Raw genomic sequence first — 26,005 nt, 5'->3', positions numbered from 1 at the left:
GTGCGTGCCGGCTCTGGTCCGGTTTAGACTTCCGCACGTCAACCAGGAAGGGGAATCATGAGTGCTGAACCGATACCGTTCGAGGTGCACGAATCCGGCGCGCTGTTCCACGGCACCAAGGCAGAGCTGGCGGTAGGCGACCTACTGCTCCCAGGCCGGCAGTCGAACTTCGGCGCGGGACGCACCGCGAATCATGTCTACGTGACCGCGACCCTGGATGCGGCGACCTGGGGCGCCGAGCTGGCCGCCGGCGAGGGCCGCGGCCACATCTATATCGTCGAACCGCTCGGCGCGGTCGAAGACGACCCCAATGTGACCGACAAGAAGTTTCCCGGCAACCCGACCCGGTCGTACCGCACCCGCGAGCCCGTGAAGGTGATCGGCGAGCTCACGGACTGGGTGGGGCACACGCCCGCGCAGCTGCAGGCCATGCGGGACGGCCTCGCCGCGCTCGAGCGCAACGGCGGCGCGGTCATCTACGACTGAGACTCACGGCCGTGAGCGCCGGGGTCTCCCCGCGGGCTCGGGGCGCCGGGGTCTCCCCGCGGGCTCGGGGCGCCGGTGTCAGCCTGGATCGACCATGAACCCTGGGGCCGGTTCCGGCTCAGGCGAAGGCGAACACCGGGGGGAAGACCACGACGACGATCAGCGCCCATACCCCGTAGACCGGCAGGTAGCGGGTCTGCCAGCGCTCGAGCGCGGCGAACGTACGGCGTCCGCGCAGGAACCCGATCGTGAGCCAGGCCGAGCGCAGCAGGTGCACCAGCAGGAGCAGGTTGAGGCCAAGAGCGGCGATCTTGTTGGGGCTGAAGCCGAATTCGGTGATGCGGGCCAGCATCGCGGTGAGCATCACGGCGTCTACCGCGATGGCCACGACCACGAGCACCAGCTGCAAGGCGTCGAACAGGCCCGGGCGGGCCAGGGAGTCGCGGGCCGAGATGGAGTACAGCAGCAGGCTGAGCACGAGGATCAGGATCGCGTCCATGAGGATGAGCAGATCGCGGTCGATCTCGCCCAGGCCGCCTGCAGTGGCCAGCACAGTGAGCATGGCCAGCAGCATCAGGATCGTGAGCGGCGTGAACACCCGGGTGAGTACCGGGGCGATGTTCTCCACCACGTTCTGCTTGGCCTCCACCAGCCACGCCGCCACCACCAGCGCGCCGGGCACGGCGAACGGCAGGATCCACTCGGCCAGGACCGGGCCAGGGTCCACGCCCACCGCCTGCAGCACCGCGACAGTGAGCCCGATCAGCACCCCTCCGCCGAGGGCGAGCAGCGTGTAGTAGATGGCGAGCTCGCCGGTGAAGCGCACGAAGTCCATCCGCCGGGCATCGGAGCGCCACCGGCCACCCACGTAGGCCACCCCGACCAGTACCCAGAGCAGCACCGGGGCGTGCAGGGCGGCGAGCACCTCGGTGGACCCGAATTCGCTGTACTGGCCGGTGCCGAACGGGTAGACGTTGAGCACCACCGCGAGCAGGCCGAACGACAGTGCCAGCGTGACCAACACCGACGCAGTGAGCCGGCGCTTCCAGGCGAAGTAGCCGGCCAGGAAGGGGAAGACGAGCAGGCCGAGGTTGCGGACCAGGCCGGTGTCGCCGCCGGCCCAGTCGCCGGCCGACCAGAGGAGGCCGGCCTTGACCGCCAGGCCCGCGCCCACGGCGAAGCCGAGCACCACGGCGAGTTCGCGCCGGGCCCGCGTGCGGGTGTCGGGTTCGTCGGGCACGAGCACAAGTTGCTTCCACAGCCGGTCGGAGTGCTCGCGGGCGAATTCCCGGGAGACGGCATCGAGGTTGCCCAGCCGCTTGATCGCCACGAGGAATGCCTCGTCGTGATCGAGCCCGGTGCCGAGCAGGTCTTCGATCTGCTCGCGCAGGTGGTCTTCCAGCTCCTCCACGTCGGCGGCGCCGATCGCTTGGCGGCGCTGCACATAGCCGCGCCAACGATCGATCTGGGCTTCGAGGTCGTCGTGCAGGGGCATCAGGCCCACCCCTCCGTCACGGCGGACGGTCGGGGCACGGTCTGCCACACCTGGCGCAGGGCATCGGCCACCACGGTCCACTGCTCCTGGCGCTCGGCCAGCTGCTGCCGACCGGCCTCCGTGATGGCGTAGTGCTTACGCCGGCGACCGGCGTCGGAAGTAGCCCAGAGTGAGGTGACGTAGCCGAGCCGTTCAAGTCTGTGCAGCAGGGGGTAGAGCATGCCGTCGGTCCACTGCAGGCTGCCACCGGAGAGCTCGCCGACCCGCTTGAGGATGGCGTACCCATAGAGGTCACCCTCCATCAGGATCCCCAGCACCAGCGGGGTGGCGGCCGCGGCGACCAGGTCTTTCTCGATGCGCATGGCGCCTCCTATACCTAGAGCTGCAATGCATTGAACCCTAGCACCACTAGGTATCACTCGCACGTCGAAAGCACCGGGCAGATGCGGGGCGCTGACCGTGGACGGCCGTTGAGGGCCTGCTTACTGTGGCTGCAGGCGCGGGCGCCGGGCCCGCCCAGATGAGGAGAACCGTCGTGGCCAACAGGCCTGACCCGCCTCAGGCCTGACCCGCCTCGCACAACCGCCCGGCCTGGATTCTCCAGGCCGGGCGGGTTGTCGTGTGACCCCTGGCGTCTTCCCGACGCCGGTCGTTAGGCCTGCTGGCGGCGGCGCAGGAACAGGGCGCCGGCTCCGGCGGCCAGAAGCGCGAAGGCGCCGCCGAGCATCGGGGTGAGGAATCCGACGCCGGTGTTGGCCAGGGAGGACCCCGACCCCGCCGCGACCACCGTGAAGGCGATCTCGGCGCTGTCACCGTTGGCTGCGGTCACCACGATGCGGTGTGCCCCCGCCTCCGTGCTCGCCGGGATGGTGACCCGGGCGGCGTAGGCGCCATCCGCGTCGGTCGTGATCGAGGCGAGCCGCACCGGGGTGGAGTGCAGCGTCACCGTGAGTGCGGTGTCGGCCGCGAAGCCGCGCCCGGAGATGCCGACGGCACTGCCGGCGGTGACCCGCAGGTCGGAGTCACCCAGCGCCACGGATGGCGCGGTGCCGATGTCGCTCGGCACCGGAGTGGGCACGGCCGTGCCAGTCGGGGTCGGGGTCGGGGTGGCGGTCGGTGTCGCAGTAGGCTCCGGCGTCGCGGTCGGCTCCGGCGTGGCGGTCGGCTCCGGCGTAGCGGTCGGCGTCGGCGTCGGCTCCGGCGTCGCAGTCGGCTCCGGCGTCACGGTCGGGGTCGGCGTGGCGGTCGGCGTCGGCTCCGGCGTCGCGGTCGGGGTCGGCGTGGCGGTGGGCTCCGGCGTCGAAGTGGGCTCCGGAGTTGCGGTCGGCGTCGCAGTGGGCTCGGCGGTCGGGTCCGGCGTCGGGGTTGAGGTCGGCGTCGGCGCGACGAGCCCGAACACATCGGCTGCGGTGCCCAGCTTGAGGAACACCGTCTCGCCGGTCGCGTCCTTCAGGCCGTCATTGTCGGTGACCGCGTAGACGTTCTTGTCGGCGCCGATGGTGAGGCCCTCGAGCTTCTCCTGGGTCCAGCCGTTGGTGGCCTCGAGGTCGGGCAGCACGTCATAGGCGAGCTTCTTGGGCAGTATCGGCAGCACACCAGTGGCGGGATCCGTGGCCGGCAGGGTCACGGTGTAGATGCGCTTGACGGCGGCTGCCGGGCCGTTGAGCTTGTCCCGCTCGATCACGGCGAGGGTGTTCTCGTCCACGGCCACGATCTCGGACAGGCCCATCCAGTCGCTTCCGCCGGCGTCGGCCTCCAGCTGGTAGCCGAACCAGGTCCACGTCTTCTCGGTCACGTCGTACCGGCCGATGCGGGTCACGCCGTCGCCGTCCACCGTGGCGGTGGGGTCGGCCGGGTCGGTCCACAGCGGGCGCTGGATGACGACGTACAGCTCTTCGTTCCCGTCCGCGTCCGTCGTCGCGGTCACGCCCTCGTAGCCCCACTTGGAGATGTGCGCGGAGATGTCGGTGGGCAGGGCCACGGTCTCCTGAACGGCGCCGTCGGCATCCGTGCGGTACAGCAGGTTGCCGGCACCGGTGACGCCCTCGGCGGCGAGCCAGAAGCCGCCCTGCTCGCGGGCGTGCAGGCCCTCGATGTCGAAGACGGCCGGCTTGCCGTTCTCGGTGACGACCAGGCTGGAGTCGATGCGCGCGGGGGTGGCCGTGACGTCGACCGTGAAGATGGTGCTGGGCGACAGGGCCGAATCGCTGGCCGTGTAGACGTGGTCGGTGTCACCGGGCTTGGCGCTCAGCGCGCCGAGCGCTACCCAGCCGATCGGCAGGCCGTCGACATCGTCCGAGACGATGCTCGGCTGGCCCGCCGTGCTGCCGCCGTCGCCGAGCTCGTACAGGGCGACGGATGCGCGCACGCCGACACTAGCGTCGTCGGTCTCGCTCGAGGCGACGAGCAGGTTGCGGCTGGGCACCGCGAGCAGGCCCTCGGGCCCGTTGGTGGCGAACACCATCTGCTGGTAGACCGGGTTCACCGGGTCGGTGAGGTCGTAAACGGCCACGAAGTTGCTGCGCTCTGAGGCGACGAATCCGTAGCGGGTGCCGTCGATGGTGGAGACCATCAGGCCCTCGGGTTCGCTGCCCTTCTTGTCGGCGCGGCTGTCGGCGTAGAGGCCGCCGGCCACGGCCAGGTGCTCGAAGGAGTTCCCGGCATCCCAGGCCACGGCGCCCGTCGTGGCGTCGAAGATGGTCCAGCCGCGGCTGCCGCCCTTCCAGTCGCCCTCGTTGGCGGTGGCCAGGTGGGTGTCGTCCACCCAGGCGATGGAGTCGGGTTCGCGCGGAACGTTGGTGATCGAGCCGGTGAGGTTGATCACCTTGTCCTTCTTGGTGTCGATCCCGGTCACGGTGGCGGTGCCGGCGCTGAAGACCTTGGTGATGGCCCGGCTGGGCAGGTCGACGAGCACGATGCCGTTGTTCTCCTGCAGGGTGACCGCCAGCTGGTTGGCGCTGTTGATGGTCACGTACTCGGGCTCGGGGTCGGTGGGCGAGTCGAGGCCGGCCGCCGTGAACGAGGGCAGTGCCGAGCCGTCGGATGCCACGAACGGCACCGGGGTGGCCACCCAGGTGGTGGGGTCGGAGTTGAGGTCGATCACCTGAACGAACCCGGCGGGCAGCTGGGGCAGGTCGCCCTTCTTGCCACCGGTCGGGGTGGCCGACTCGTCGCGCTGGTTCTCGATGGCGATGGCCGCGAATGTGTCGTCGGCGCTGATGGCGATCGAGTCGGGCTGGCCGGCCAGGTCGATGCTCGTGACCAGGGTGCGGTCGCTGATGCGGATCACGTCGAGCCGGCCGGACGGCGAGACGAAGTCGCCGCCGCTCTCGTCGATGACCACGAGCACGTAGTCGCCGTAGACGGCCACGGAGGTGGGCTGGTCGTCGGCGTGGCCGAGATCGGCCAGCGAGATGCTGCCGGCGCCGACAGGCTTGTTCACGTCGGAGATGTCGAGGAAGCCGATGCGCTTGCCCGGGGCATCCGTATAGATGACGGTCTTGCCGTCATCGGTGACGCCGGAGATCTCGGCGGCGGTGGTGTCGGCGGGGCTGACGCCGCCAGGCGCGTTGAGGTACACCGGGTAGGTGGCGGTGCGGTGGAACGCTGAGGTGGTGGGCGCCGCGGCCGGGGTGCCGGCCGCGGCGAGCGCCGGGGCGACGACCACGCAGCTGGCCATGACAGCTGCCGCCGCGATGAAAGTGATGCGGCGGGCTGGTCTCGAAAAAGTCATGGGTTCCCTTGTCGCGAGCGTTACCTGTGCGAGTTCACAGGTACTCGTCGAGCGTGCTGGTCGCCGGGAACATCGGGGTGACCCGGAAGGGTCCGAGAGGCGACGGCACGATGTACGACTGGCAAACGGGTCGGCGCAGCGGGTATTCCAGTGCACTGTTCGATGTGGCAGGATTCCTGCCGTGACCACTCAACCCGCACGCCGGATGCTGCTCGATACCGCCGCCCTGTATTTCCGCGCCTTCCACGGGGTGCCCGATACCGTCGTCGCGCCGGGCGGCGAGCCCGTGAATGCCGTGCGCGGGTTGCTCGACATGATCGCCCGGCTCACCACCGAGTTCCGGCCCACCGAGATCGTGGCCTGTTGGGACGACGACTGGCGCCCGCAGTGGCGGGTCGACCTGATCCCCACCTACAAGACCCACCGGGTGGCCGCTGCGCCCGCCGATGCCGAGCCGGCGACGGATGCCGACTCCGCGATCGAGACCGTGCCCGACCTGCTCAGCCCGCAGGTGCCGGTCATCCGTGAGGTGCTCGCCGCTCTCGGCATCCCGGTGGTCGGCGCCGCCCACCACGAGGCCGATGACGTGATCGGCACCCTGGCCTCGCACTCCGACATCCCGGTGGATGTGGTCACCGGCGACCGCGACCTGTTCCAGCTCGTCGACGACAGCCGCGACGTGCGGGTGATCTACACCGGTCGCGGCATGGCTCGGCTCGAGATCCTCACGGATGCGTCGCTGACGGCCAAGACCGGGGTAACCCCGGCGCAGTACGCCGACTTCGCGGCCATGCGCGGCGACGCCTCCGACGGGTTGCCCGGTGTGGCCGGGGTGGGCGAGAAGACCGCGGCAACCCTGCTGGCCGAGTTCGGCGACCTCGACGGCATCGTCGCGGCCGCGGCCGACCCCACGGTGAAGCTGAGCGCGTCGGTGCGGGCGAAGATCGTGGCCGCCGCCGACTACCTGCTCGTGGCGCCGAAGGTGGTGAATGTGGTGCGCGACCTGCAGCTGCCGGCGTTCGACGCCCGCATCCGCCCGGCGACGCCCGAGCAACTGGCCGACCTCGAGCGTCTCGCCTCCCGCTGGGGCCTGGGCTCCGCCCTCACCCGAGCCCAGGAGGCCCTCGCCGCCGCATCCTCTTCCTCCTCCTAACTCTCCCCACATCCCCGACCCCTCCCGCCGGAGCGTTCACGGCGGTGGCCTAGGGTTCACTACACGGCAGATGTGCGGTTCCTGCCGTCGGGAGGACACACGATGACCACCAGAACGAGCGCTTCGGCCGTCGCTGCCGCGCCTGAACACCTCGGTCTCGGCCTTCCCAAGCGAGTCGACGACTTCGCCCGGTTGCTGCAGAACCCGTCGTTCAGTGACGTGCGAGACGACGGGCAGGCCTGGCTGCAGCGGTGTTACGCAGAGATCGTGCCGCTGGTGCTGCCCGCGGCGCTGCACGCCGTCGAGTCCGGTGAGCCGCTTCCGGCCGAGTGCCTTCGCGCCCTGCGGGCGGTGGCGGCGGGGTCGGCCAGCGATACGGATGTGCAGCTGTCGGTGATCCTCCGCGGGGCGTTGCCGGCGCTGCGCGTGTTCGCCGCCTTCATGCACGAGACCGCGCCGGCCGACCCCCGCCAGACCGTGCTCGCCATGGCCAGGGCCACCCGCGTGGCCCACGAACTGGGCAGCTGCTGGGTGGAGGCGTGGAGCGACGCGCGCGCGGCCAAGGGACACCTCGCGCCCGAGCCGGCGCAAGAGGCAGCACCGGCATCGGCATCGGCATCGGCATCGGCAACGGCGGCATCCGTCACCGGCCCGCCGCGCACATCCGTCACGGCTCTCGACGGCGGTTCGATCGAACTCGTCGCCGCCGACCCTGACCTCAGCGACGCCGAAGCGCGGATGCTGACCCTCGCCGCCTACGGGCACTCCAACGACCACATCGCCCGGGCCACCAGCTACAGCCGCCAGGCCGTGGGCTGGCACCTGTCCCGCATCATGCGGGCCTGGAAGACGCCCAACCGCACGGCGCTGGTGGCGGTGGCGTTCGTGAAAGGGGTGCTCATAGCGCGATCCGCGCCACGAGCACCCCGGGCTCTGCCTGCGTCAGATCAGGCGGGAACCCGGAAGTCGCTGTCGCAGCCGACCTCGTCCTGACCCTTCTCGGTGTAACCGGTGGGCACCGTGCGGTGCACGTCATCGATGTAGTACGCCTTGGTGCCGGTCCAGCGCGGTCCCCAGCGCGCCCCGTTGTCCCACATGTCGACATCCACCCGGATGCGTCCGGTCTGCTCGGCGAACCCGGTCCCGAGCGTGACGGCGGTCTTCCGGCCCGGATTGGCGGTCACCGTATCGCGGCGTTCGCTGGTGGTGGTGCGAGTCTGCGAATACTCAGCGCCGCCCTCGATGGTGAGCACGTTCTTGATCTCCAGGCTCACGCCCCCGCCGGACTTCCATGTCTCGGCGAAGGAACGCACATCGCCGACCTGTGAGCTGATCGCGGTGGTGGTGCCGGCGTTGCAGTTGCTGACCGGTTCGCCGTAGCGCAGCCACTCGACGCGCTCTCCGGATTCGCTCTGCACCTCGAAGGTGCAGTCGCCGGTGATCCCGCTCGTGTACATGCCGGCGTCGCCGTTGCAGACGCGGTTGAGGTTGTCGGGGCCGAATCGGTCGTCGGCCGAGGCCGCGGTGGCGGGAACCAGGGCGCCGGCCAACACCAGGCCGGCGATGCCCGCGGCGGCGGCGAGGCGGCGGCGCCCCTTCGTCGGGGTGTGCGACGGGGTGTGCGTCGATGAGCGTGCCGGGGAGTGCGTCGGTGTCATCGTGTTCGTGTCGGTGTGCATGACGTGTCCTAACCAATTCGATGTGCGTATCGCTCCCCGGAACTGGTTCATCGCTTCCCGGGAACGGGAGTGACTCTTCTACCTCGGCGGCGCTCACGCCAGAAGATCGGCCAGCTGTTAGTCGACCGACTCACGAGTACCGCCAGGTGACGCCTCAGCCGCTACCCTCCCCCTCGCGAACCGGGGTAGGCCTGCCGGCGGGAGGGAGGCGGGAGGCCGGCGGGAGACACCGTGAGAGACATATCGGGACCGTCTTAAGAACCCCTTACGGTGTCGCAACAGCGGCATCGGTTGGCTGGTGTGTACCGGCGTTGTGAACGCCACTTCTCAACAGCACTTCTCAACAGAAGGACACCCCCATGAACCTGCTCTCCACCCCTCTGTCCCGCACCCTGGCCGGCTTCACGGCCACGGCAGCGATTCTGGTCATCCTCGCGGGATGCGCTGCGCCGGCAGAAACCAGCAGTCCCACCAGTGCATCCGGCGGTGACGGCGCATCGGTCAGCGACGCGGCGTTCCAGGCGGCGCGTGACGCCTACGACCTCAAGCTCGCGCAGTGCCTGCGCGACAAGGGGCTGGATGTCAAGGATCCGCAGCCCGGTCAGGGAATCCAGGAGAGCAGCCCCGAGATCAACGAGGCCGCCTCCACGTGCATGCGTGAGATCGGCGATCCGCCCACCGCCGCATCGTCGATGAGCGACGCCGAGACCCTCACTCTTCAGCTCAAGTGGGCGGACTGCTTCCGGCAGGCCGGTTTCGGCGTCAGCGAGCCCACGAGCGGCCAGGCCTTCGTGATCCCCAACGACGCCTCGGACGAGGTCGTGGCGGCCTGCACGGATCTGACCCTGTGAACGACATCTCCGCTGAGAACGCCGCTCCCGTGCCCAACGCACCGCTGACGGCTCGCCGCGGCAAGCGCCGCTGGGGAATCGCGACCGCCGGCGTCGCTCTCGCCGCCCTTGTCTCTGGATTCGCCGTCTGGGCTCCCGGCGAGGAGGACCAATCTCCACCGCCCCTCGCCGTGTCCACGGCCGAGGTCACCGCCGGCAGCGTGGCATCCGAGACCAAGGTCGCCGGCACTGTGCAGTACGCAAGCACCGTGCCGATCACCTCCGGCCTGGCCGGGGTGGTCACGGAACTGCCCGCCCCGGGTACGACTCTCGGCACCGGTTCGGTTGCCTACCGCGTGGATACCCGCCCGGTCATCATGCTGTCCGGAACCGTGCCGGCCTGGCGCGACTTCTCCTCGGACATGACCGACGGGGAGGACGTGCGCCAGCTGGAGCAGAACCTCCGCGCACTGGGTGTCTTCAGCGGCGAACCGGACAACCGTTTCACCTGGGACACCACCGTCGCCCTCCGCGCGTGGCAGAAGTCCCTCGGCGTGGAGCGCACCGGCACGCTCGAGAGGTCCATGATTCTGATCTCGGACCAGGAACTGCGCGTCGACACCGTCGAGAGCCGCGTCGGCGCCCAGGTGGACGCCGGCTCCTCGCTGTACCGGGCCACTAGCCGGCAACTGGTCGTTGAAGTCAGCGTCAAGTCATCCGACCGGCAGGTTGCCGCTGTCGGCGGCGCCGTCACCGTGGCCCTGCCGACCGGGGTGAGCGCCGACGGCATCATCGAGTCCGTCGCCGCGCCGGTGAACAAGCCGGATGCCGACGGCTCGGGCAGCAGCAGCATCGTCGTGCCCGTACGCATCACGGTGGCCGATCAGGCCGCGGTGGCCGACCTGGCCCTATCCGGTGTCACCGTGAGCTTTGCCGGCGCGGTGAGAGACGATGTGCTCACCGTCCCAGTGGATGCGCTCGTTCCGATCAGCGACACCGAGTTCGCCGTCGAGGTGCCCCGCAAGAAGCCCGAAGCCGAACGCACACTCATCCCCGTCACGGTGGGTGCGTTCGCATCGGGACTGGTGGAAATCTCCGGCCCGAAGATCGTCGCCGGGCTGTCCGTCGTGGTGCCCGCGCGATGACGGCGCTGATCGAGCTCACGGATGTGGTTCGCAGCTACGGGTCGCCGCCCGTCACGGCGCTCGCGGGCGTGAGCCTGACCATTGAGGAGGGTGAGTTCGTCGCCATTGTCGGGGCCAGCGGGTCGGGCAAGTCGACGCTTCTCAACCTCATCGGCACTCTTGACCGGCCCACCGCGGGCAGCATCCGCATCGGTGGCCTGGACACCGGTACTCTCTCCGACGCCGAGCTCTCCGCGCTGCGCTCAAGCCGCATCGGATTCGTCTTCCAGCAGTTCCATCTGCGCGACGGCGTCACCGCTCTGGAGAACGTCGCCGATGGCCTCCTCTATACCGGCACCCCTCGTGGCGAACGCCGCGAGCGCGCCCGCACCGCGCTCGAACGGGTGGGATTGAGCCACCGGCTCACCCATCTGCCGCACCAGCTGTCCGGCGGTGAACGACAACGCGTGGCGATCGCCCGAGCGGTGATCGGCGATCCGCCGCTCCTGCTGGCCGACGAGCCCACCGGCAACCTCGACTCCGGTTCCGGCGAGAGCATCGTGGAGCTCCTGCACTCCCTACACAGCATGGGCACCAGCATCGTCGTGATCACCCATGACGTGGGTCTCGCTGCCCGCCTGCCTCGTCGCGTGGCGATCCGCGATGGCGTCGTCCTCTCCGATTCCAGTTCTGGAGCCCTCCTATGAGCGCGTCACGCCTTCGCCGGTCCACCCACCAACCGTCTGCTTCCACCCCCTCCCGGCTGCGCCCGGCCGACCTGCTCGCCCTCGGCTCGTCAGGGCTGCGCGCCAAGCCGGCACGCGCCATCCTCTCGGCGTTGGGGATCGCCATCGGTGTCGCCGCCATGGTGGCCGTTCTCGGCATCTCCGCCTCCAGCCAGGCCGGCCTGAACGCCCGGCTCGCGGCCCTCGGCACCAACCTGTTGACCGCCACCGTCGCCCCTCCCACGTCGGGCGACCCGATCCCGCTGCCGGTGAACGCAACCGACCGCCTCGCCCGTCTGCCCGGGATCGAGGACACCTCCGCTATCGCCGATCTCCCGAACGTGCACGTGTACCGCAGCTCGTACAGCGATCCCGACCGCACCGGCGGGCTCACGGTCACCGCCGCAGAGCTGAATCTGCTCGACACCGTCGCCGGCAGCGTGCGGGCGGGGAGCTGGTTGAATCGCACCACCGCCGTGTTCCCCACCACAGTGCTGGGCGCCACCGCGGCCATGCGCCTCGGCGTCACCGAACCCGGCACTCTCGTGTGGCTCGGCGGGCGGAACACCACCGTCGTGGGCATCCTCGGCCCCGTTCCGCTCGCGCCCGAACTGGATGTCGCAGCCCTCATCGGTGTACCGGTCGCCACCGTCGAGTACGCGTTTACGGGCAACCCGACGAAGCTCTACCAACGGGTGGACGACTCCGCCGTCGAGCAGGTGCGCCCGCTCATCGGCCCCGCGGTGCAACCGGCCGCCCCTGCGGCCGTGGCGGTGTCACGCCCCTCGGATGCCCTGGCCGCCATCAACGCCGTCGATGAGAGCTTCACCGGCATGCTTGTCGGCATCGGGTCGATTGCCCTTCTCGTGGGCGCCATCGGTGTGGCCAACACCATGGTCATCTCGGTCATCGAACGACGACGTGAGATCGGCCTCCGGCGCGCCCTCGGCGCCACCCGCCGCCATATCAGGCTGCAGTTCCTCACCGAGGCCCTCGTGCTCTCCGCGCTGGGCGGGGTCGCCGGCGCCGGAATCGGGTACCTCGTGACCTGGGGTGTCGCCCTCGCGAGCGGCTGGCCACCGGTCGTGCCGCCGCTGGTACTGATCGTCGGTGCCGCATCCACTCTCGTGGTCGGTGCCGTCGCGGGGCTCTACCCGGCCATTCGCGCCGCCCGAACCCCGCCGACGGCCGCTCTGAACAGCTGACCCGCCTTCTCGCGAACACGGCGGGGCCTCCTGGGCCTGACGAGACGGGGTTCCGTACACTCGGATGCATGTCCCCGATGAACGCAGAGTACGAGATCCGTCGGTTTGAGCCGGCAGCACCCGGCGAGCCCGGATACCCCGCAGCGACAGCCTGGGATAGCGCGGTGTCGTTCGGGTTCCATGAGGAACGCAGCACCGACGAGCGCGTTCAGGAGTCCATCGCCAGGAGCCGTGTGGACGGCGCCGTCTACACGGGGGCCTACCAAACCGGGCAGCCGGCCCCGTATTCGCTGGGCAGCGAGGTGCCGGTGGCCACGTTCGGGTCCCAGCCGAGCACTCTCAACATCGGCTTCGGCAGACTGCTGGATGCGCATCTGATCACCGGCGTGACGGTGCGCACGTCGCACCGGCGTCGCGGGCTCCTCCGCCGCATGATGACCGAGGACCTCACCCTGGCCAAGGGCAACGGCATCGCGATCGCCGCACTCACCGCGTCGGAAGCCTCGATCTACGGTCGATTCGGCTTCGGCGTGGCCACCGCGGAGCAGAGCATCACGGTCGACACCTCCGCGAAGTTCCAGCTCAACCACACTCCGGTGGGAACCGTGGAGGTCGCCGACCCCACAGTGCTTCTCGAGCTGGCCCCGCAGGTCTTCGCCCGGCTGCACAACGAACAGCCGGGGTCCATCGGTCGGCAGGAGTTCTACCGTCAGCTGGCCGCCGGGGCGTCGAGCCGCGAGGGCGGCCCCGACGCCAAGGTCAAGGCGGCGCTGCACTCTGCGCTCGACGGCACAGTCGACGGCTACGTGTCCTACCGATTCGGCGGCTGGGACAAGACGCCCGCAACCATGGAGATCGTTGACCTGGTGGCTGCGACCCCGGCCGCCTACCTGGAGCTCTGGCAGTACCTGGCGGCCATCGACCTTGTGGAGCGCATCACCTGGAACGAGGCGCCGGTGGACAACCCGCTCACCTGGGCCCTGACCGACCCGCGCTGCGTCGCCGCGGCCAACCCTCGAGACCTGCTCTGGTTGCGCATCCTCGATGTGCGCCAGGCGTTGGAGGCGCGCGCCTTCGCCGCCGACGGCACGCTGGTGCTCCGGGTCGGCGACGGCCTGGGGCTCACCGCGGGCACGTTCTCGGTCGACGTGCGCGACGGAGCCGCGCGGGTGAGCGCATCCGATACTGCGGCCGACCTCGAGCTGGACATCGCCGCGCTCTCGTCCATCTACCTGGGTGCGGTGAACCCGGTCTCGCTGGCGGCGGCCGGCCGGGTGCATGAGCACACCGAGGGCGCGGCGTTCCTGGCCGCCAGGCTCTTCGCGGTGGAGCGCCCGGCGCACTGCCTGACGCACTTCTAGAACGACGCTGCGGCGCTGGTGAGACGGAGAAATCCGGGATTCGTCACGCCTCCGACGCAAGCCTGGAGATACGTCCAGGTTGCTTGAAATCCATCTTCTGCTGCATAAGGCTGGTCAGATTCGCCCCATCCGGGCACGTCTGACAATCCGGCCCGAACGCACCAAGAAGAGGACCCCGTGAAAGCACTCACCTGGCAGAACACCAAAAAGGTCGAGGTCAAGACCGTCGCCGATCCCGTCATCCAGAAGCCCACGGATGTGGTCATCCGCGTCACGTCGGCGGCCATCTGTGGCTCAGACCTGCACCTGTTCAACGTGATGGGACCGTTCCTGGCTCAGGATGACGTGCTCGGCCACGAGACCATGGGTGTCGTGGAGCAGGTCGGCAGCGATGTCAGCAAGCTGAGCGTGGGCGACCGGGTCGTCATCCCCTTCGTGATCGCCTGCGGCGACTGCTTCATGTGCAACCAGGGCCTCACCACCCAGTGCGAGACCACCCAGAACCGCGACTCCGGCACGGGCGCGAGCCTCTACGGCTTCAGCGAGCTCTACGGCTCGGTTCCTGGCGGCCAGGCCGAGATGCTGCGGGTGCCGTTCGCGGACTTCAACGCGGTCAAGGTCGGTGCCGACCTTCCGGACGAGCGCTACCTCTTCCTCAGCGACATCCTGCCCACCGCTTGGCAGGGTGTGCAGTACGCGGATGTGCCGGCGGGCGGCACTCTCGCCGTGATCGGCCTCGGGCCGGTCGGCCAGTTCGCCAGCCGCATCGGCCGTCACCTGGGCTTCCGGGTGCTCGGCATCGACCCGGTGCCGGAGCGCCGTGAGATGGCGGCGCGGTACGGCGTGGAGGTTTTCGACCTGGCCGACGACCTCGTCACCACCCTGCGCGACGCAACCGATGGCCGCGGCCCCGACTCCGTGGTCGACGCTGTGGGCATGGAAGCGCACGGCAACCCCGGTGCGGCCTTCACCCAGTACGCCGCGGGACTCCTGCCCGACAAGGTGGCCAAGAAGGTGTTCACCACGGTAGGCGTCGACCGCCTGGCCGCCCTGCACATGGCGCTCGACCTCGTGCGCCGCGGCGGCACCGTCTCGGTGAGCGGCGTGTACTCGGGGGTAGCCGACCCGATGCCGCTGATGAACATGTTCGACAAGCAGATCCAGCTGCGGATGGGCCAGTGCAACGTGCAGCGCTGGATCGACGACCTGCTCCCCCTTGTGGAGGACCCCACCGACCCGCTCGGCGTCGAAGACCTCGTCACCCACAAGGTGCCGCTGGACCGGGCGCCGGAGATGTACGAGACCTTCAGCGCCAAGGACGACGGCTGCATCAAGGTCGTGCTGAAGCCCTAACGGCGCGTTTCCCCTCATGCCGAGCGGTCCCGGAATTCCGGGACCGCTCGGCATTCTGGTGCGATCGGGCGCATCCGCTAGGCGCACGGGATGGAAGGCTGGGAGCATGGACTCCTTGGCGCTGCTCCGCTCCCTGACCGCCCAGGCCTCGGTGCGATCGTTTTCCGATCACCCGGTGGAACCCGAGCTCGTGGAGCAGATCGTCGAGGTAGCTCGCTGGACCGGTTCGGCTCGCAACCGGCAGCCGTGGCGATTTGTTGCCGTCTTCGACCGCCCCACGTTGGAGGAGCTCGGCCGCCGCGGCGCGTACGCCCAGCACCTGGCGTCGGCGCCCTGCGCACTGGTGCTGCTCTCGGCCGACAACGGCTTTCAAGACACCGAGTTCGACCTCGGCAAAGTGACCCAGACCGTCATCCTGGCGGCAACGGCGTTGGGCCTGGGGAGCTGCCTGGCCACGCTCTACCCCGACCCCAATGTGGCGGCGGCGGCCCGGCTTCTGCACCTCGACAGCGGATGGCTGCCCCGGCACGCGATCTCCCTCGGCTACCCCGGAGCCACCGTCTCGGGCGCCCTCGCCCTGCCGTCCGGCCGACTCCCAACCCAGAGCCTGCTGACCACCTCCCTCCCCCTCGGCACCTCCCGCGAATTGTGAATTAGGCACCGGAATCTCGCGTTTTCGGGGCTTTTCTCACGGTTCGCGGAGGGGTGTGACGGGGGCGTGTGTGGGCCGCTGGAATGTCAGTGGTAGGTGAGACGATCTCACTATGAGTAGCCCAGACCAGGCACCACCGCCCACTCCGGACGATGACGACTACTCTCCGGAGTCCGCTCCACCTGGCACCACCCCCACCGCTGCAACCCCGACCGACAACGTCACACCAACACCACCCGACGCGCTGGGTCACGGCACCACTTCGGCCCCGCCCGCCGAGTCCGCCGGGGCCACCGACCCAGCCGAGCCCGTCGAGCCCACGCCACCCAACGAACCAGCTGAGCCCGACGAGGACGACCCCTACATGCCCAACGAGGCTCGGGACGAGTTCGTGCGCAGCGAGTTGGCCCGCCGCACCGAACTGGTCGCGGCCGACGCCCGCCTGATCGCCCAGGCGCAGGCCCGGCAGGCCGAGCACCTCGCTGACCTGCAGTGCTGGAGTCAGGACCCGCACGTGTCGTCCCGCCTGCACAACGACCCGGACGCCATCCGAACGGCCGACCGGAACACGGCGACCATGACCACGTACCAAGCCCGCGCCGCCGCGTACTCCCGGTGGGAGGACGGGGAAGTGGCCCGCCGCACCATCGTGAGCGAACTGGCCTGCCTGCTCAAGCTCGCCGAACGGGCCGTGGAACGGCTGCTGGACCAGTCCCTGTGGTTGCTCTCGACCCCCGCCGCGTTTCAGGCTCTCTCCGCCGGTGAGATCAGTTACCGTCACGCGACCGTGCTCCTGGACCAGGTGCGCACCCTCCCGGACGAGGACCAGGCCGCGTTCGTGGAAGCGGTCCTCCCGGCCGCGAAGGTCCTGCCCGTGGGCCGCTTCAACGACAAGGCCCGCCGGGTGCGGGAACGCACGCACCCGGAATCGATCGCGACGCGTAACAAGAACGCTTTCGCTGACCGCCGCAGCTGCTGGGAGGCCGCACCGGACGGGATGGGGTGGCTGCACTGGTACGGCACCGCCCACGACACCAAAGCCGCCTTCGACCGCATCGACTCGATGGCCGTGCGCCTGAAGAAGACCGACGCCTCGACCGCGGCGGAGGCGACAGCGACAGCAGCCGCCGGAGCTGGCGAGAGCTTCGGCCCGGGTGCCGGCACGGGCTTCGGGTTGGGCACGGCCGCGATGAGGGACGAGGAGGAGAAGCGGCGCACGCTCGACCAGTTGCGCGCCGACATCACCCGCGCCCTGCTGTTGGACGGCGTCACCCCTGACGGGATGGGCGTCGGAATCCGCGGCAAGGTCATGATCACCGTTCCCGTCCTCACCCTCCTGGGCCTGGACGATGAACCCGCCACCCTCGAAGGCTACGGACCGATCTCCCCCGAAACCGCCCGCGAGATCGCCGGAAACGCACCAGGCTTCACCCGGCTGCTAACCCACCCGGAATCCGGGGTGGTGCTTTCCCTGGGCAAAACCCAGTACAAGAAGACCAAAGCCATGGGCAAATGGCTGCGGATGCGCGATGAAACCTGCCGTTTTCCCGGCTGCTCCCGCCCCGCCGTCAAGAGCGACGTCGACCACACCGACCCCTGGGCCGGCGGCGGCACCACCGACAGCGACAACCTCGCGCACCTCTGTGAAGCCCACCACCGGCTCAAGCACCTGTCCCGGTGGCGGGTCACCCAGGAGCCCGGTGGAATTCTGCTCTGGACCTCGCCCGGACAACGCAGCTACCGCACCGACCCCGCCAACCCCGTGGCACCACCGCGGCCCCTGCCGCCGACCACCGGCCCGAAAACCCGGACCCGCCCCGCCGACGACAGCTACCTACAGCCCCGACACCAACCCACGCGCCGCCCCGCAGCCCCGGTCCCCGAAAACCCACCGTTCTAACGTGAGGGACTGAAAGTGAGGACGTAAACGTGAGCAAGAGAGCACAACCGCGAGAGCGGCCAAGTGGTCAGCTCAGAATCGTGAGGTGACCGAAAGACCGCTTTCGAGAGAGTGTGCGGTGCGATTACTCGCTCCTGGAGAGTTCCCACTTGTCAGCATTCCGTGGGTGGCGCCACTGCTGACGGGTTGCCTCGTCGTGAGTGACCTCACACAGCCAATGAGTGGCATCCGGGTCCCACCCGGCGAGCACGGTTGACCGCTCGTCGTCGAGGGGAATGGCGACGCCGGCCGTGGCGAGGTAACCGGCGACCGACAGGTGAACGGCGTCGAAGTCGCGCTGCACCTGCGCCCAATTGGGGAGAACCCATGTGCCCGCACGCCCCGTCGTGAGGTACCAGACCTGCCGTCGGGCCGCCGTGACCTGCAGTGGATAGCGACGGTTCAGCTCTGCCCACGCGTCGGGACCGTCGATTTCGTAAACCCGGGCGCCGTCGGGCACACCCACCCGCTCGGTTGTGGCGTCTTCCCAGCCAAGCCCGTCCTCCACGAACGACAGTCCCACGGGAACACCGCCGGGCAGCATCCGGGTCGATTTCGTCAGGGCGTTAGGCGGTTTCGACCACCAAGGCCCGCCGAACCGCGCCGCGGGATCGGCCGGCCAGTCCCGCTGTGCCAGCGCTTCCTCCTCAATCTGGGCGGTCTCCCACGCTCCGAGCGCCTCCCGGGCGGTCCGCGGAGGCACCGGAGCCGAGCCGGTCGTGTCCACGAAGCTGACCACCCACTCCTCGCGCCGGTCCACGGGCTCCGCCCACCAGGCGGCTGCGGGCAGAGCGGCAACGGATGCGGCCACTCGCGCGAGCCCCGCGCGCATCTCCGGCGAACCGGCAAGCACATCCTCCCCGTCCGGCTCCTGCCAGTACATCGCCCGGTCGACGGCAGCCTGGAGCGCGAGCAACAGGGTGCGTTCGTCACAGGAGGGCAACGGCACGTCATCGAGCAACCGCGCCACCTCCTGTGGCGACGGCGCTGGCGGCGGCCCGGACCGCTCATCCACTCCCGGCCCGAACAGCACCCGCGACGTCCCGCGCCCCGGGTCGAGGTCGTAGGCGGCGTAGAACGCGGCCGTCCGCAGCGCCTCGGTGGCCGCACTCTCGGTGGTGCGCTGGCTGAGCGCCAGCTCGAGGCACAGCCGCCGCCCGCGGGGGCCGGCCAGCAGGGCGGCGGCGCTCAGCCCCATGGGTTCAGGCCTGCCGGTCGAGCACCACGTAGGTGTACGCGGCAATGGTCGCCGCATCCACGATCTCGCCTTCGCGGATCATGCGCACGAAGTCGGCCTCACTGAACCAGCGGTGCACCATGTCCTGCTCGGTGCTTTCGCGTTCGGGAGCCCCCTCGGCGAGTGCGGTGGCCAGGTAGAGGTCGCAGCCCTGGCTGCTGTGGCCGTAGGCGCTGTAGAAGTGCGCGAGATGGCGCACGTCGGCGGCCCGCAACCCGGTCTCCTCCTGCAGCTCGGCCCGGGCCAGGTCCTCCTGGCTGCCGCCCTTGTCGGCCGGCCACGAGCCCTGCGGAAACTCCCACGCCCGGCGCCCCACCGGGTAGCGGAACTGCTCCACCAACCAGAAGCCCCCGTCGGCATACGGCACGACAATGGCGAAGTCGGGCTTGTCGACCACTCCGTAGAGGCCGGTCGAGCCGTCCTCCCGGCGCACGACGTCCTCGCGCACGGTCATCCAGGCATTGCGGTAAGCCTCCCGCGTTGACAGGGCTTCGATCATGGGCACCGCCTCTCGGTCCCATCCAACCACGCCCCGCCGGCGCGCTACTCGGAGCGCAGCCCGTAACTCAGGATGGTGTTGCCCGCGCTGGTCACCCGGGAGTTCTGCAGGCTGAGCCGGGTCACGGGGTCGGTGGGTTCGAAGAGGTGCCGCCCCTGCCCCGCGATCACCGGGTGCATCATGAGGGTCAGCGAGTCCAGCAGCCCAGCGAACAGCAGTTGGCGCACCAGCGAGATGCTGGCCATGACGCTGATCTCGCCGCCCTCGGTCTGCTTGAGCGCGGTGACGAAGTCCTCCAGCGGCGCATCCATCAGCTTCGAGTTCTGCCACTCGAGATCGCCGGTGAGCGTGCGGGAGGCGACGAACTTCTGCACCGGGTTGATGAAGCCGCCGAACGGATCGTCGGCGCCGGCGTTCGGCCAGTAGCCCGACCACTCCTGATAGCCCGTTCGCCCGAGCAGCACCGTGTCGACGCGACTCATCACCGCGCCCATCTCCTCGCCCATCTCGGCATCGAAGCTGTCGAACTGCCAGAGGTTGGGCGACTCCACCACTCCGTCAACGGAGTAGAAGAGGCCCGCAGTGAGTGTGCGCATAACGGATTCTCCACATCTGAGAAATTTCGTTGATTGACCTTGTCGAAACCTGGTGACCGCGCCTGCACGTCGCGCCCATCACACGCTTACATTCGCACCAAGCAGGCCTCGTCGGCAAGAGCCTCCGCCCCGGCTTCGTCAGCAGGGGCTGCTCACCGATGCCGTCATCCACCATCTGACCGACCGGCCCGGCTCGAACATCCGGATGCGCCGGTTCACCACGGACTTCCCGCGATTCATTTACAAATCCGTAATAAAGATGAATCATTGGGGAACACTCAACGCTATACGTTTTGATTATTGGGAGTAAGCAAAGTGCTTACACCCCGAAGGGCGGACATGGACGACACCGATGGAGTGACGCTCGGTCGCAGAGTGAGAGAACTGCGCACCCTCCGGAAGATCTCCACCCGCGATCTTGCGGGCAGGGCCGGAGTGAGTGCCGGGTACATCAGCCAGATCGAGACCGGCAAGGCGAACGCGAGTCTGCAGACCGTGCGCGCCATTGCCGACGCCTTCGGCGTGCAGTGGATCGAGCTTTTCGAAGCCCAGCCCCGGCACGGCGAGATCCTGCGCAAAGCGGATCGCCCGAAGCTGTCTGCCACCACCACCGTTCGGCACTTCGGCATCACCAAACCCCCGGTCACCGACGTTGAAGTACTCGTGTCTGAATATGAGCCAGGCATGGCCGTCGGCGACGAAAACTACACCCACGGCGACTCTCACGAGATCGTTGTGATCCTCAAGGGCACCTTCCTGTTCCGTCTCCTCGACCAGGAGTTCGAACTGCACGAAGGCGACAGCCTGGACTACCGCACCTCCACGCCCCACATGATCACAAACATCGGCGATACAGCGGGTGAGGCCCTCTGGGTCGTCACTCCTCCCTCCGGTCACCCCTCGACCGACCCTCCTGCCTGACCCAGTCACACCTCGAACAGGACACCCCCATGAACACCATCCCCTCCTTCAGTGCGCCCAAAAGCGGTGCAGCCATCCGTCGCCTCACCCTCGGCCTGGTGGCCGCGGCCAGCCTTGTTCTCACCGGCTGCAGCGCTCCCGCCCAGAGCTCCGATGGCACCGCCCTCACCACGATCGAATTCGGCCTGCCCACGCAGATGGGCGCCAACAACTCGCCCATGGCCGTCGCCCAGCACCTCGGATACTTCGCCGACGAGGGTCTGAATGTGAAGATCGTGATCACCAAGGACTCTGCGTCGATCATCTCCGGGGTCGACTCCGGCTCTCTCGATATCGGCAGCACGCCGCCCGAGCCGATTCTGCAGGCCAAGGCCAACGGCAACGGTGACGACCTCGTGCTCATGTACAACTACATCCGCCAGCAAACGGGCTCGATCGCCGTGCTCGCCGACAGCCCCATCCGGTCGCTCGACGATTTCACGGGCGCCACCATCGGCCAGGCCAGCCTGGGCACGAGCAATATGCTGCTCTCCAACGGCATCCTGCACACTGCCGGACTCGAGGCCGACACCGACTTCTCCAACCTGGCGGTCGGAACCGGCGCCGCGGCCAGGCAGGCCCTCGAATCCGGTCAGGTCGACGGCCTCTCGCTCTGGGATACCGAATACGCGGCGATGGAAGCCACCGGCGTGAAACTGCGCTATTTCACGATCCCCGAGGTGGAGAAGCTCTTCTCCACCAGCTACTTCACGACCACCAGCTTCCTCGACAACGATGCGGACAAGGCCGCAGGCTTCGGCCGGGCGATGGCCAAGGCCACCCTGTTCGCGGCCACCAACCCCACTGCGGCGCTGACGATGATGTACGAGGACTACCCCGAGACGCTCATCGCCGGCACCTCTAAAGACGAGCAGCTCGCCACCGACCTGGTCGCCCTCGAACGCCGGATCGTGTTGCTGACGGCCGGCGACCCCGTAGCGAATAAGGACTTCGGTTCGTACGAGCCCTCCGCGGCCACGGCCTGGGTCGACTTCGCTACCTCTGCGGGCATCATCACCGCCCCCGTCGATGCCACGACGCTCTACAGCGACACACTCGTGAGCGAGTACAACGACTTCGACACCGACGCCGTCATCACCGCCGCCAAGGACTGGACGGCCGCGAAATGAGCGCTCCCCTGCCGACCCCGACCCCGTCCCTCGCCCGACGCGCCGCTCACACACCGCTGACTTGGTCAGAAGGCGTGCCGGCCATCGACCACCACTCCCATGCCGGCTACGTGCGTCCCGGCGAGCACATCCACGGTTACGACGGCTACGAGCGCGAAAACGCCATGGGTCACGTCGAGGCCAATCTGCCCCATGACGTCTACGCGCAGTACACCCGGGCCACGTTCGCGCACGATGCCGACACACTCGGCCGGCTGGAAACGGAGTGGAACATCACCGCGCTGATCGACCAGAGCGTGCTCTTCCAGTCCACGACCGTGCACGCCGCGTCGCTGGCCGAAGGAACCGTCGCCCTCTTCGGCGACCGGAGCCCGGCCGACCTCGCGGTGGCCAGCGCCGACGGCCGACGCAACGACTTCCTGGGTCTCTACGACAAGGCGCTCGTGCTCTCGGACACCGAGGCGGTGCTCACCGACATCCCCGCCATCGACTCGTCGATCTGGCCGCACAGCCGCTACAGGCCGATCGCCCGCATCGATCCCTACCTGTACCCGTTCGGGCATCCGGTCTTCACCGAGAGAGGGGCGGATGCGCCGCGATTCCGCCGCATCTTCGGCTCGATCCTCGACGACCAGCTGCGCCTCGCCGGTCTGGCAGAACCGCCCACCACCCTCGACGAGTACCTCGATGTGGTGCGCGCCTCGATCACCCGGCGCCGGCAGGAAGGATTCGTCGGCCTGAAGATCGCGTCGGCCTATGTGCGTTCGCTCGAATTCGTGCGCACCCCGCTCATCGACGCGCGCCTCGCCTACACAACGCTGCGAACGGCGGCGCAGACCGGATCCGATCTGCCGGGAGCGCAGCACAAGGCCCTGGCCGACCACCTCGTCTACGCCATCGCCGAGCACGCCGTGCAGCTCGACCTGCCGTTGCAGATCCACACCGGAATGGGCCATTCGGAACCCGGCCTGAAGCTCGCCGGGGCGAACCCGATCCTGCTCGAGCAGTTTCTCGATACTCCCGCGCTCAACCGGCTGCGGGTGATCCTGATTCACGGCGGCTACCCCTACGGTTCCTACCTCGCGGCGATGTCGCAGGCGCGGGGCAATGTGTTCGTCGACTTCTCCTGGATGACCTATCTGCAAGAACACTCCCTGCACCGCCTGCTCGAGGAGTGGCTGGAGCTGCTGCCGGCCAACAAGGTGATGTTCGGCACCGACACCGGTTCACCCGAATTCCACGTCTCCGGCACCCGACGCGGCCGGGTCGCGCTGGACTCTGCGCTGTCCAGTGGGCGGGCATCCGGGCTGTGGAGCTCCCGCCAGGCTGCCTGGCTCGCCGAACGGGTGATGCATCAGAACCTGCGCGACGTCTATGGGTTCGAGCGGTGAGCGCCGTGGAACCGTTGATCCGCATCGACCACCTGGAGAAGATCTACCCGACCTCCAGCGGTGAGATCCATGCCCTGTCCGATGTGAGTCTCTCCATCGCCGACGGCGAGTTCGTCGCCATCGTCGGGCCCAGCGGATGCGGCAAGACCACCCTGCTGAAGATTCTGGCCGGTCTGGAGACGCACACCGGCGGCACCGCCACCATCGCCGGCGCGCCGATCTCCAAGCCCCGCGGCGACGTGGGCATGGTGTTCCAGAAACCCGTGCTGCTGCCGTGGCGCACGATCGGCCAGAACGTGCTGCTTCCGCTCGAGCTGCACCGCAAGGTGGGGCGCGCCGAGAAGGCGGCCGCGCAGAACCTGCTCGAGATGGTGGGACTGGGCGACTTCGCGTCGAAGTACCCGAAGGAGTTGTCCGGTGGCATGCAGCAGCGCGCCGCGATCTGCCGGGCGCTGGTTCACGATCCCGCGGTGCTGCTGATGGACGAGCCGTTCGGAGCGCTTGATGCCATGACCCGCGACTTGCTGAACGTAGAGGTGAACCGCATCTGGCGGGAGACCTCCAAGACCGCCGTGCTCATCACGCACAGCATTCCTGAAGCGGTGTTCCTGGCGCAGCGGGTGATCGTGATGAGCCCGCGGCCGGGCCGCATCATCGACGTCATCGACGTGCCCTTCGGCCCGACCCGCACCCTCGACCTGCTCGGCTCGCCCGAGTTCGCCGATCTCAACGCCCGCATCCGCAGCTACTTCGAGGTGACCGCATGACCACCCAGACCATCGTGACACCGCCGTCGACGGGACAACGAGCCATCCGGTCGCGCCGGCCTTCGCGGGCGCGCATGAAGACGATCGCGGGCAGTGTGCTGCTGGGAGTCGTGTTGCTGGCAGCGTGGCAGGTTCTGCCCGGGCTCACGGGGACGCCGAGCTATGTCGTGCCCGCGCTGTCGGATGTACTCGCGGCGCTCACCGACCCGACCGCGCTGCCGCGTTACATCTCGAACGCCGGCACCACCCTCACCGAAGTGCTGGTGGGCCTCGGCATCGGTGTGGCGATCGGACTGCTCGGCGGCATCGCGCTCGCCGAGTTCCGCACGGTGTACGAGATCGTCTTCCCCTACATCGTGGCCATCGAGTCGATCCCCAAGGTGGCCGTGGCGCCGCTGTTCATCATCTGGTTCGGCTTCGATCTGCCCTCCAAGATCGTTGTGGTGGTGCTCCTCGCCTTCTTCCCCGTCCTGGTGAACACCATTCACGGCATTCGCGGGGTCGACCGCGACCAGATCGAGCTGTTCGAAGCCAATGGAGCCAGCCCCGGCCAGATCCGGATGAAGCTGCTCCTGCCCGCGGCCCTGCCCAGTATCTTCAGCGGGCTGGAACTGGCGGTGGCCAACTCGATGATCGGCGCCATCGTGGCGGAGTTCGTGGGTGCTCAACACGGGTTGGGTGTGCTCATTCTGCAGGCGCAAGGGAGCATGCAGACTGCTGCGGTGTTCGCCTTGCTGATCATCCTGTCGGCGCTCGGGATCGTACTCAACACCCTCGTGCGTATGGCACGCCGCAAGGTGGTGTTCTGGGCCTGAGTCCGGGTGTCGGATCAGGGCCCCGGGGTCGCGGAGAGCTGCAGCCACCAGCTGAACGGCCGGCCGGGCTCGAGCATCCGGATGCGCCCCTCGGCCACCGCCCGAGCCGCTGAGTCGCCGAACGCCGTGGACGGTTCGATCGCCACGACCGGGGTGTCGGTGAACTCCCCGCCGTCCCAGTACAGCCCGAGATAGGGCAGCAGCGCCGGGTCCCAGCTGAGGGTGAGGGCGTCGCCGTTGCCGTGCACGACCGACGCGCTCGACTGCGGTTCCGCGGCGAAGGCCTTGACCGCCGCAGACCCCACGGCTTCTGGCCAGTCCCGGGGTACCCGGTCGCGCGGGTAGTCCTCGATGAGCGCGGGTGCCGGCGTTGGCAGCACGATCCGGGTGTCGGCATCCGCGGCGAAGAGCGGATGCGCGCACCAGGCCAGCGGCACCGGCCCTGGCCCATCGGTGCTCGCCTCCCACGACAGCCGGAGGCCCGACGCGACGGCCTCGATGCGCCGGGTGAGGCTGATCGGCAGGCTGGCCAGCCGCACACTGGTCTGCAGGTGGGTGTCGTCGCTGGAGTCGAGCGTCCACTCGGTCTGCCAGGCGTCACCGTGGTCGGCGAGCACTCTGCCGGCAAGAGCTGTGCCGGCGAATGCAGTGCCGGCAAATGCAGTGCCGCCGGGCAGTGTGCATGCCGCGACGGTGGGAACCACATCGTCCCACCCGCCGCTGCCGGGCTGCACGAACACCCCCGGCGACCGGGGGCCGCCGGGGGCGAGCCACTCCCGACCGCCGGAGGTGAGACTGGTGAGGCGGGCGCCATCGGCGACATCCACCCGAACGGTGATGCCGCCGCCGCCCTGCACCGTAAACATCAAGCGGGC

The 26,005-nt window shown here is 68.8% G+C and carries 24 protein-coding genes; 16 read left to right on the top strand and 8 right to left on the bottom strand.

The genetic code is table 11. The features are described from left to right. The first annotated feature begins 57 nt into the window (after positions 1-57). A complete protein-coding gene (gene arr, locus DOE79_RS12360) occupies positions 58-486 on the top strand; it encodes an NAD(+)--rifampin ADP-ribosyltransferase (protein ID WP_120338746.1) in 429 nt (142 codons plus the stop codon). Between the two features lie 118 nt (positions 487-604). Here the strand turns inward: arr and DOE79_RS12355 are convergent, their stop codons facing one another. The 3 genes from DOE79_RS12355 to DOE79_RS12345 form a co-directional block, all read right to left on the bottom strand. Continuing rightward, positions 605-1,981, bottom strand: a complete 1,377-nt coding sequence (locus DOE79_RS12355; protein ID WP_120340315.1) for a permease prefix domain 1-containing protein — start codon at positions 1,979-1,981, stop codon at positions 605-607. Continuing rightward, positions 1,981-2,343, bottom strand: coding sequence for a PadR family transcriptional regulator (locus DOE79_RS12350; RefSeq protein ID WP_120338745.1), 363 nt, complete (start codon positions 2,341-2,343; stop codon positions 1,981-1,983). Before DOE79_RS12350 ends, DOE79_RS12355 begins: the two co-directional genes overlap by 1 nt. A 290-nt stretch (positions 2,344-2,633) precedes the next feature. Then, positions 2,634-5,714, bottom strand: a complete 3,081-nt coding sequence (locus tag DOE79_RS12345) for an esterase-like activity of phytase family protein (protein WP_120338744.1) — start codon at positions 5,712-5,714, stop codon at positions 2,634-2,636. 205 nt (positions 5,715-5,919) lie between these two features. Here DOE79_RS12345 and DOE79_RS12340 point away from each other — a divergent pair, with 205 nt between their 5' ends. Together DOE79_RS12340 and DOE79_RS12335 are read left to right on the top strand one after the other, a co-directional pair. After that, complete coding sequence (locus DOE79_RS12340) at positions 5,920-6,867, top strand: 5'-3' exonuclease (protein ID WP_120338743.1); 948 nt, start codon at positions 5,920-5,922, stop codon at positions 6,865-6,867. A 102-nt stretch (positions 6,868-6,969) separates the two neighbouring features. Further along, positions 6,970-7,860: a helix-turn-helix transcriptional regulator gene (locus DOE79_RS12335; RefSeq protein ID WP_120338742.1), complete on the top strand. Its 891-nt coding sequence runs from the start codon at positions 6,970-6,972 to the stop codon at positions 7,858-7,860. On the opposite strand, the gene DOE79_RS12330 is transcribed toward DOE79_RS12335, so the two are convergent. After that, complete coding sequence (locus DOE79_RS12330; protein ID WP_120338741.1) at positions 7,815-8,546, bottom strand: hypothetical protein; 732 nt, start codon at positions 8,544-8,546, stop codon at positions 7,815-7,817. The genes DOE79_RS12335 and DOE79_RS12330 overlap by 46 nt on opposite strands. Before the next feature lie 359 nt (positions 8,547-8,905). On the opposite strand from DOE79_RS12330, the gene DOE79_RS12325 reads away from it, so the two are divergent. The 8 genes from DOE79_RS12325 (at position 8,906) to DOE79_RS12290 (ending at position 17,696) form a co-directional block, all read left to right on the top strand. Further along, positions 8,906-9,397, top strand: coding sequence for a hypothetical protein (locus DOE79_RS12325; protein WP_120338740.1), 492 nt, complete (start codon positions 8,906-8,908; stop codon positions 9,395-9,397). Continuing rightward, positions 9,394-10,521 (top strand): peptidoglycan-binding protein, encoded by a 1,128-nt coding sequence (locus DOE79_RS12320; RefSeq protein ID WP_120338739.1) that lies wholly within the window; start codon positions 9,394-9,396, stop codon positions 10,519-10,521. The genes DOE79_RS12325 and DOE79_RS12320 overlap by 4 nt, the downstream gene beginning before the upstream one ends. Continuing rightward, entirely contained in the window at positions 10,518-11,207 is a 690-nt protein-coding gene (locus DOE79_RS12315; RefSeq protein WP_120338738.1) for an ABC transporter ATP-binding protein, read from the top strand. The genes DOE79_RS12320 and DOE79_RS12315 overlap by 4 nt, the downstream gene beginning before the upstream one ends. Then, positions 11,204-12,430 (top strand): ABC transporter permease, encoded by a 1,227-nt coding sequence (locus DOE79_RS12310; protein WP_120338737.1) that lies wholly within the window; start codon positions 11,204-11,206, stop codon positions 12,428-12,430. Before DOE79_RS12315 ends, DOE79_RS12310 begins: the two co-directional genes overlap by 4 nt. 77 nt (positions 12,431-12,507) lie before the next feature. Further along, the gene (locus DOE79_RS12305; RefSeq protein WP_120338736.1) at positions 12,508-13,791 is read left to right on the top strand and encodes a GNAT family N-acetyltransferase; all 1,284 of its coding nucleotides are present in this window, start codon (positions 12,508-12,510) and stop codon (positions 13,789-13,791) included. A gap of 177 nt (positions 13,792-13,968) precedes the next feature. Then, positions 13,969-15,144 carry an alcohol dehydrogenase catalytic domain-containing protein gene (locus tag DOE79_RS12300; protein WP_120338735.1) on the top strand — a complete coding sequence of 392 codons (1,176 nt, stop codon included), beginning with the start codon at positions 13,969-13,971 and terminating at the stop codon, positions 15,142-15,144. Positions 15,145-15,250: 106 nt separating this feature from the next. Beyond that, complete coding sequence (locus tag DOE79_RS12295; protein WP_120338734.1) at positions 15,251-15,796, top strand: nitroreductase family protein; 546 nt, start codon at positions 15,251-15,253, stop codon at positions 15,794-15,796. 112 nt (positions 15,797-15,908) lie between these two features. Continuing rightward, positions 15,909-17,696, top strand: coding sequence for an HNH endonuclease signature motif containing protein (locus tag DOE79_RS12290; RefSeq protein ID WP_162942733.1), 1,788 nt, complete (start codon positions 15,909-15,911; stop codon positions 17,694-17,696). 124 nt (positions 17,697-17,820) lie between these two features. On the opposite strand, the gene DOE79_RS12285 is transcribed toward DOE79_RS12290, so the two are convergent. The 3 genes from DOE79_RS12285 to DOE79_RS12275 are packed head-to-tail and all read right to left on the bottom strand — an operon-like array spanning position 17,821 to position 20,067. Then, a complete protein-coding gene (locus DOE79_RS12285) occupies positions 17,821-18,933 on the bottom strand; it encodes a hypothetical protein (RefSeq protein WP_120338732.1) in 1,113 nt (370 codons plus the stop codon). A 4-nt stretch (positions 18,934-18,937) separates the two neighbouring features. After that, positions 18,938-19,471, bottom strand: coding sequence for an NUDIX domain-containing protein (locus tag DOE79_RS12280; protein WP_120338731.1), 534 nt, complete (start codon positions 19,469-19,471; stop codon positions 18,938-18,940). A 44-nt stretch (positions 19,472-19,515) separates the two neighbouring features. Then, complete coding sequence (locus DOE79_RS12275) at positions 19,516-20,067, bottom strand: dihydrofolate reductase family protein (protein ID WP_120338730.1); 552 nt, start codon at positions 20,065-20,067, stop codon at positions 19,516-19,518. A gap of 339 nt (positions 20,068-20,406) precedes the next feature. On the opposite strand from DOE79_RS12275, the gene DOE79_RS12270 reads away from it, so the two are divergent. From DOE79_RS12270 to DOE79_RS12250, 5 genes are read left to right on the top strand one after another with little or no spacing between them, the layout of a single operon-like run. Beyond that, a complete protein-coding gene (locus tag DOE79_RS12270) occupies positions 20,407-20,988 on the top strand; it encodes a helix-turn-helix domain-containing protein (protein WP_120338729.1) in 582 nt (193 codons plus the stop codon). A 29-nt stretch (positions 20,989-21,017) separates the two neighbouring features. Beyond that, the gene (locus tag DOE79_RS12265) at positions 21,018-22,157 is read left to right on the top strand and encodes an ABC transporter substrate-binding protein (protein ID WP_120338728.1); all 1,140 of its coding nucleotides are present in this window, start codon (positions 21,018-21,020) and stop codon (positions 22,155-22,157) included. Beyond that, positions 22,154-23,548: an amidohydrolase family protein gene (locus DOE79_RS12260; RefSeq protein ID WP_120338727.1), complete on the top strand. Its 1,395-nt coding sequence runs from the start codon at positions 22,154-22,156 to the stop codon at positions 23,546-23,548. The genes DOE79_RS12265 and DOE79_RS12260 overlap by 4 nt, the downstream gene beginning before the upstream one ends. After that, on the top strand, positions 23,545-24,315 hold the full coding sequence (locus DOE79_RS12255) for an ABC transporter ATP-binding protein (RefSeq protein ID WP_220094221.1): 771 nt from the start codon (positions 23,545-23,547) through the stop codon (positions 24,313-24,315). The genes DOE79_RS12260 and DOE79_RS12255 overlap by 4 nt, the downstream gene beginning before the upstream one ends. Continuing rightward, on the top strand, positions 24,312-25,130 hold the full coding sequence (locus DOE79_RS12250) for an ABC transporter permease (RefSeq protein WP_120338726.1): 819 nt from the start codon (positions 24,312-24,314) through the stop codon (positions 25,128-25,130). The genes DOE79_RS12255 and DOE79_RS12250 overlap by 4 nt, the downstream gene beginning before the upstream one ends. A gap of 14 nt (positions 25,131-25,144) precedes the next feature. Here DOE79_RS12250 and DOE79_RS12245 read toward each other — a convergent pair whose 3' ends face one another. Next, positions 25,145-25,996 carry an aldose epimerase family protein gene (locus DOE79_RS12245; protein WP_162942732.1) on the bottom strand — a complete coding sequence of 284 codons (852 nt, stop codon included), beginning with the start codon at positions 25,994-25,996 and terminating at the stop codon, positions 25,145-25,147. Between the last annotated feature and the right edge of the window lie 9 nt (positions 25,997-26,005).

Origin of the sequence: Cryobacterium soli (assembly GCF_003611035.1) — a bacterium.
GTDB classification, from domain to species: domain Bacteria; phylum Actinomycetota; class Actinomycetes; order Actinomycetales; family Microbacteriaceae; genus Cryobacterium; species Cryobacterium soli.
This window is presented reverse-complemented; position numbering and strand designations above follow the sequence as displayed.

Coding starts and splice junctions, on each gene's coding strand:
- DOE79_RS12245 (WP_162942732.1), bottom strand. CDS start 25,996: ATGTTTACGGTGCAGGGCGGCGGCGGCATCACCGTTCGGGTGGATGTC.
- DOE79_RS12270 (WP_120338729.1), top strand. CDS start 20,407: ATGGACGACACCGATGGAGTGACGCTCGGTCGCAGAGTGAGAGAACTG.
- DOE79_RS12325 (WP_120338740.1), top strand. CDS start 8,906: ATGAACCTGCTCTCCACCCCTCTGTCCCGCACCCTGGCCGGCTTCACG.
- DOE79_RS12345 (WP_120338744.1), bottom strand. CDS start 5,714: ATGACTTTTTCGAGACCAGCCCGCCGCATCACTTTCATCGCGGCGGCA.
- DOE79_RS12290 (WP_162942733.1), top strand. CDS start 15,909: ATGAGTAGCCCAGACCAGGCACCACCGCCCACTCCGGACGATGACGAC.
- DOE79_RS12355 (WP_120340315.1), bottom strand. CDS start 1,981: ATGCCCCTGCACGACGACCTCGAAGCCCAGATCGATCGTTGGCGCGGC.
- DOE79_RS12315 (WP_120338738.1), top strand. CDS start 10,518: ATGACGGCGCTGATCGAGCTCACGGATGTGGTTCGCAGCTACGGGTCG.
- DOE79_RS12305 (WP_120338736.1), top strand. CDS start 12,508: ATGAACGCAGAGTACGAGATCCGTCGGTTTGAGCCGGCAGCACCCGGC.
- DOE79_RS12260 (WP_120338727.1), top strand. CDS start 22,154: ATGAGCGCTCCCCTGCCGACCCCGACCCCGTCCCTCGCCCGACGCGCC.
- DOE79_RS12340 (WP_120338743.1), top strand. CDS start 5,920: ATGCTGCTCGATACCGCCGCCCTGTATTTCCGCGCCTTCCACGGGGTG.
- DOE79_RS12310 (WP_120338737.1), top strand. CDS start 11,204: ATGAGCGCGTCACGCCTTCGCCGGTCCACCCACCAACCGTCTGCTTCC.
- DOE79_RS12265 (WP_120338728.1), top strand. CDS start 21,018: ATGAACACCATCCCCTCCTTCAGTGCGCCCAAAAGCGGTGCAGCCATC.
- DOE79_RS12335 (WP_120338742.1), top strand. CDS start 6,970: ATGACCACCAGAACGAGCGCTTCGGCCGTCGCTGCCGCGCCTGAACAC.
- DOE79_RS12250 (WP_120338726.1), top strand. CDS start 24,312: ATGACCACCCAGACCATCGTGACACCGCCGTCGACGGGACAACGAGCC.
- DOE79_RS12295 (WP_120338734.1), top strand. CDS start 15,251: ATGGACTCCTTGGCGCTGCTCCGCTCCCTGACCGCCCAGGCCTCGGTG.
- DOE79_RS12330 (WP_120338741.1), bottom strand. CDS start 8,546: ATGCACACCGACACGAACACGATGACACCGACGCACTCCCCGGCACGC.
- arr (WP_120338746.1), top strand. CDS start 58: ATGAGTGCTGAACCGATACCGTTCGAGGTGCACGAATCCGGCGCGCTG.
- DOE79_RS12285 (WP_120338732.1), bottom strand. CDS start 18,933: ATGGGGCTGAGCGCCGCCGCCCTGCTGGCCGGCCCCCGCGGGCGGCGG.
- DOE79_RS12280 (WP_120338731.1), bottom strand. CDS start 19,471: ATGATCGAAGCCCTGTCAACGCGGGAGGCTTACCGCAATGCCTGGATG.
- DOE79_RS12350 (WP_120338745.1), bottom strand. CDS start 2,343: ATGCGCATCGAGAAAGACCTGGTCGCCGCGGCCGCCACCCCGCTGGTG.
- DOE79_RS12275 (WP_120338730.1), bottom strand. CDS start 20,067: ATGCGCACACTCACTGCGGGCCTCTTCTACTCCGTTGACGGAGTGGTG.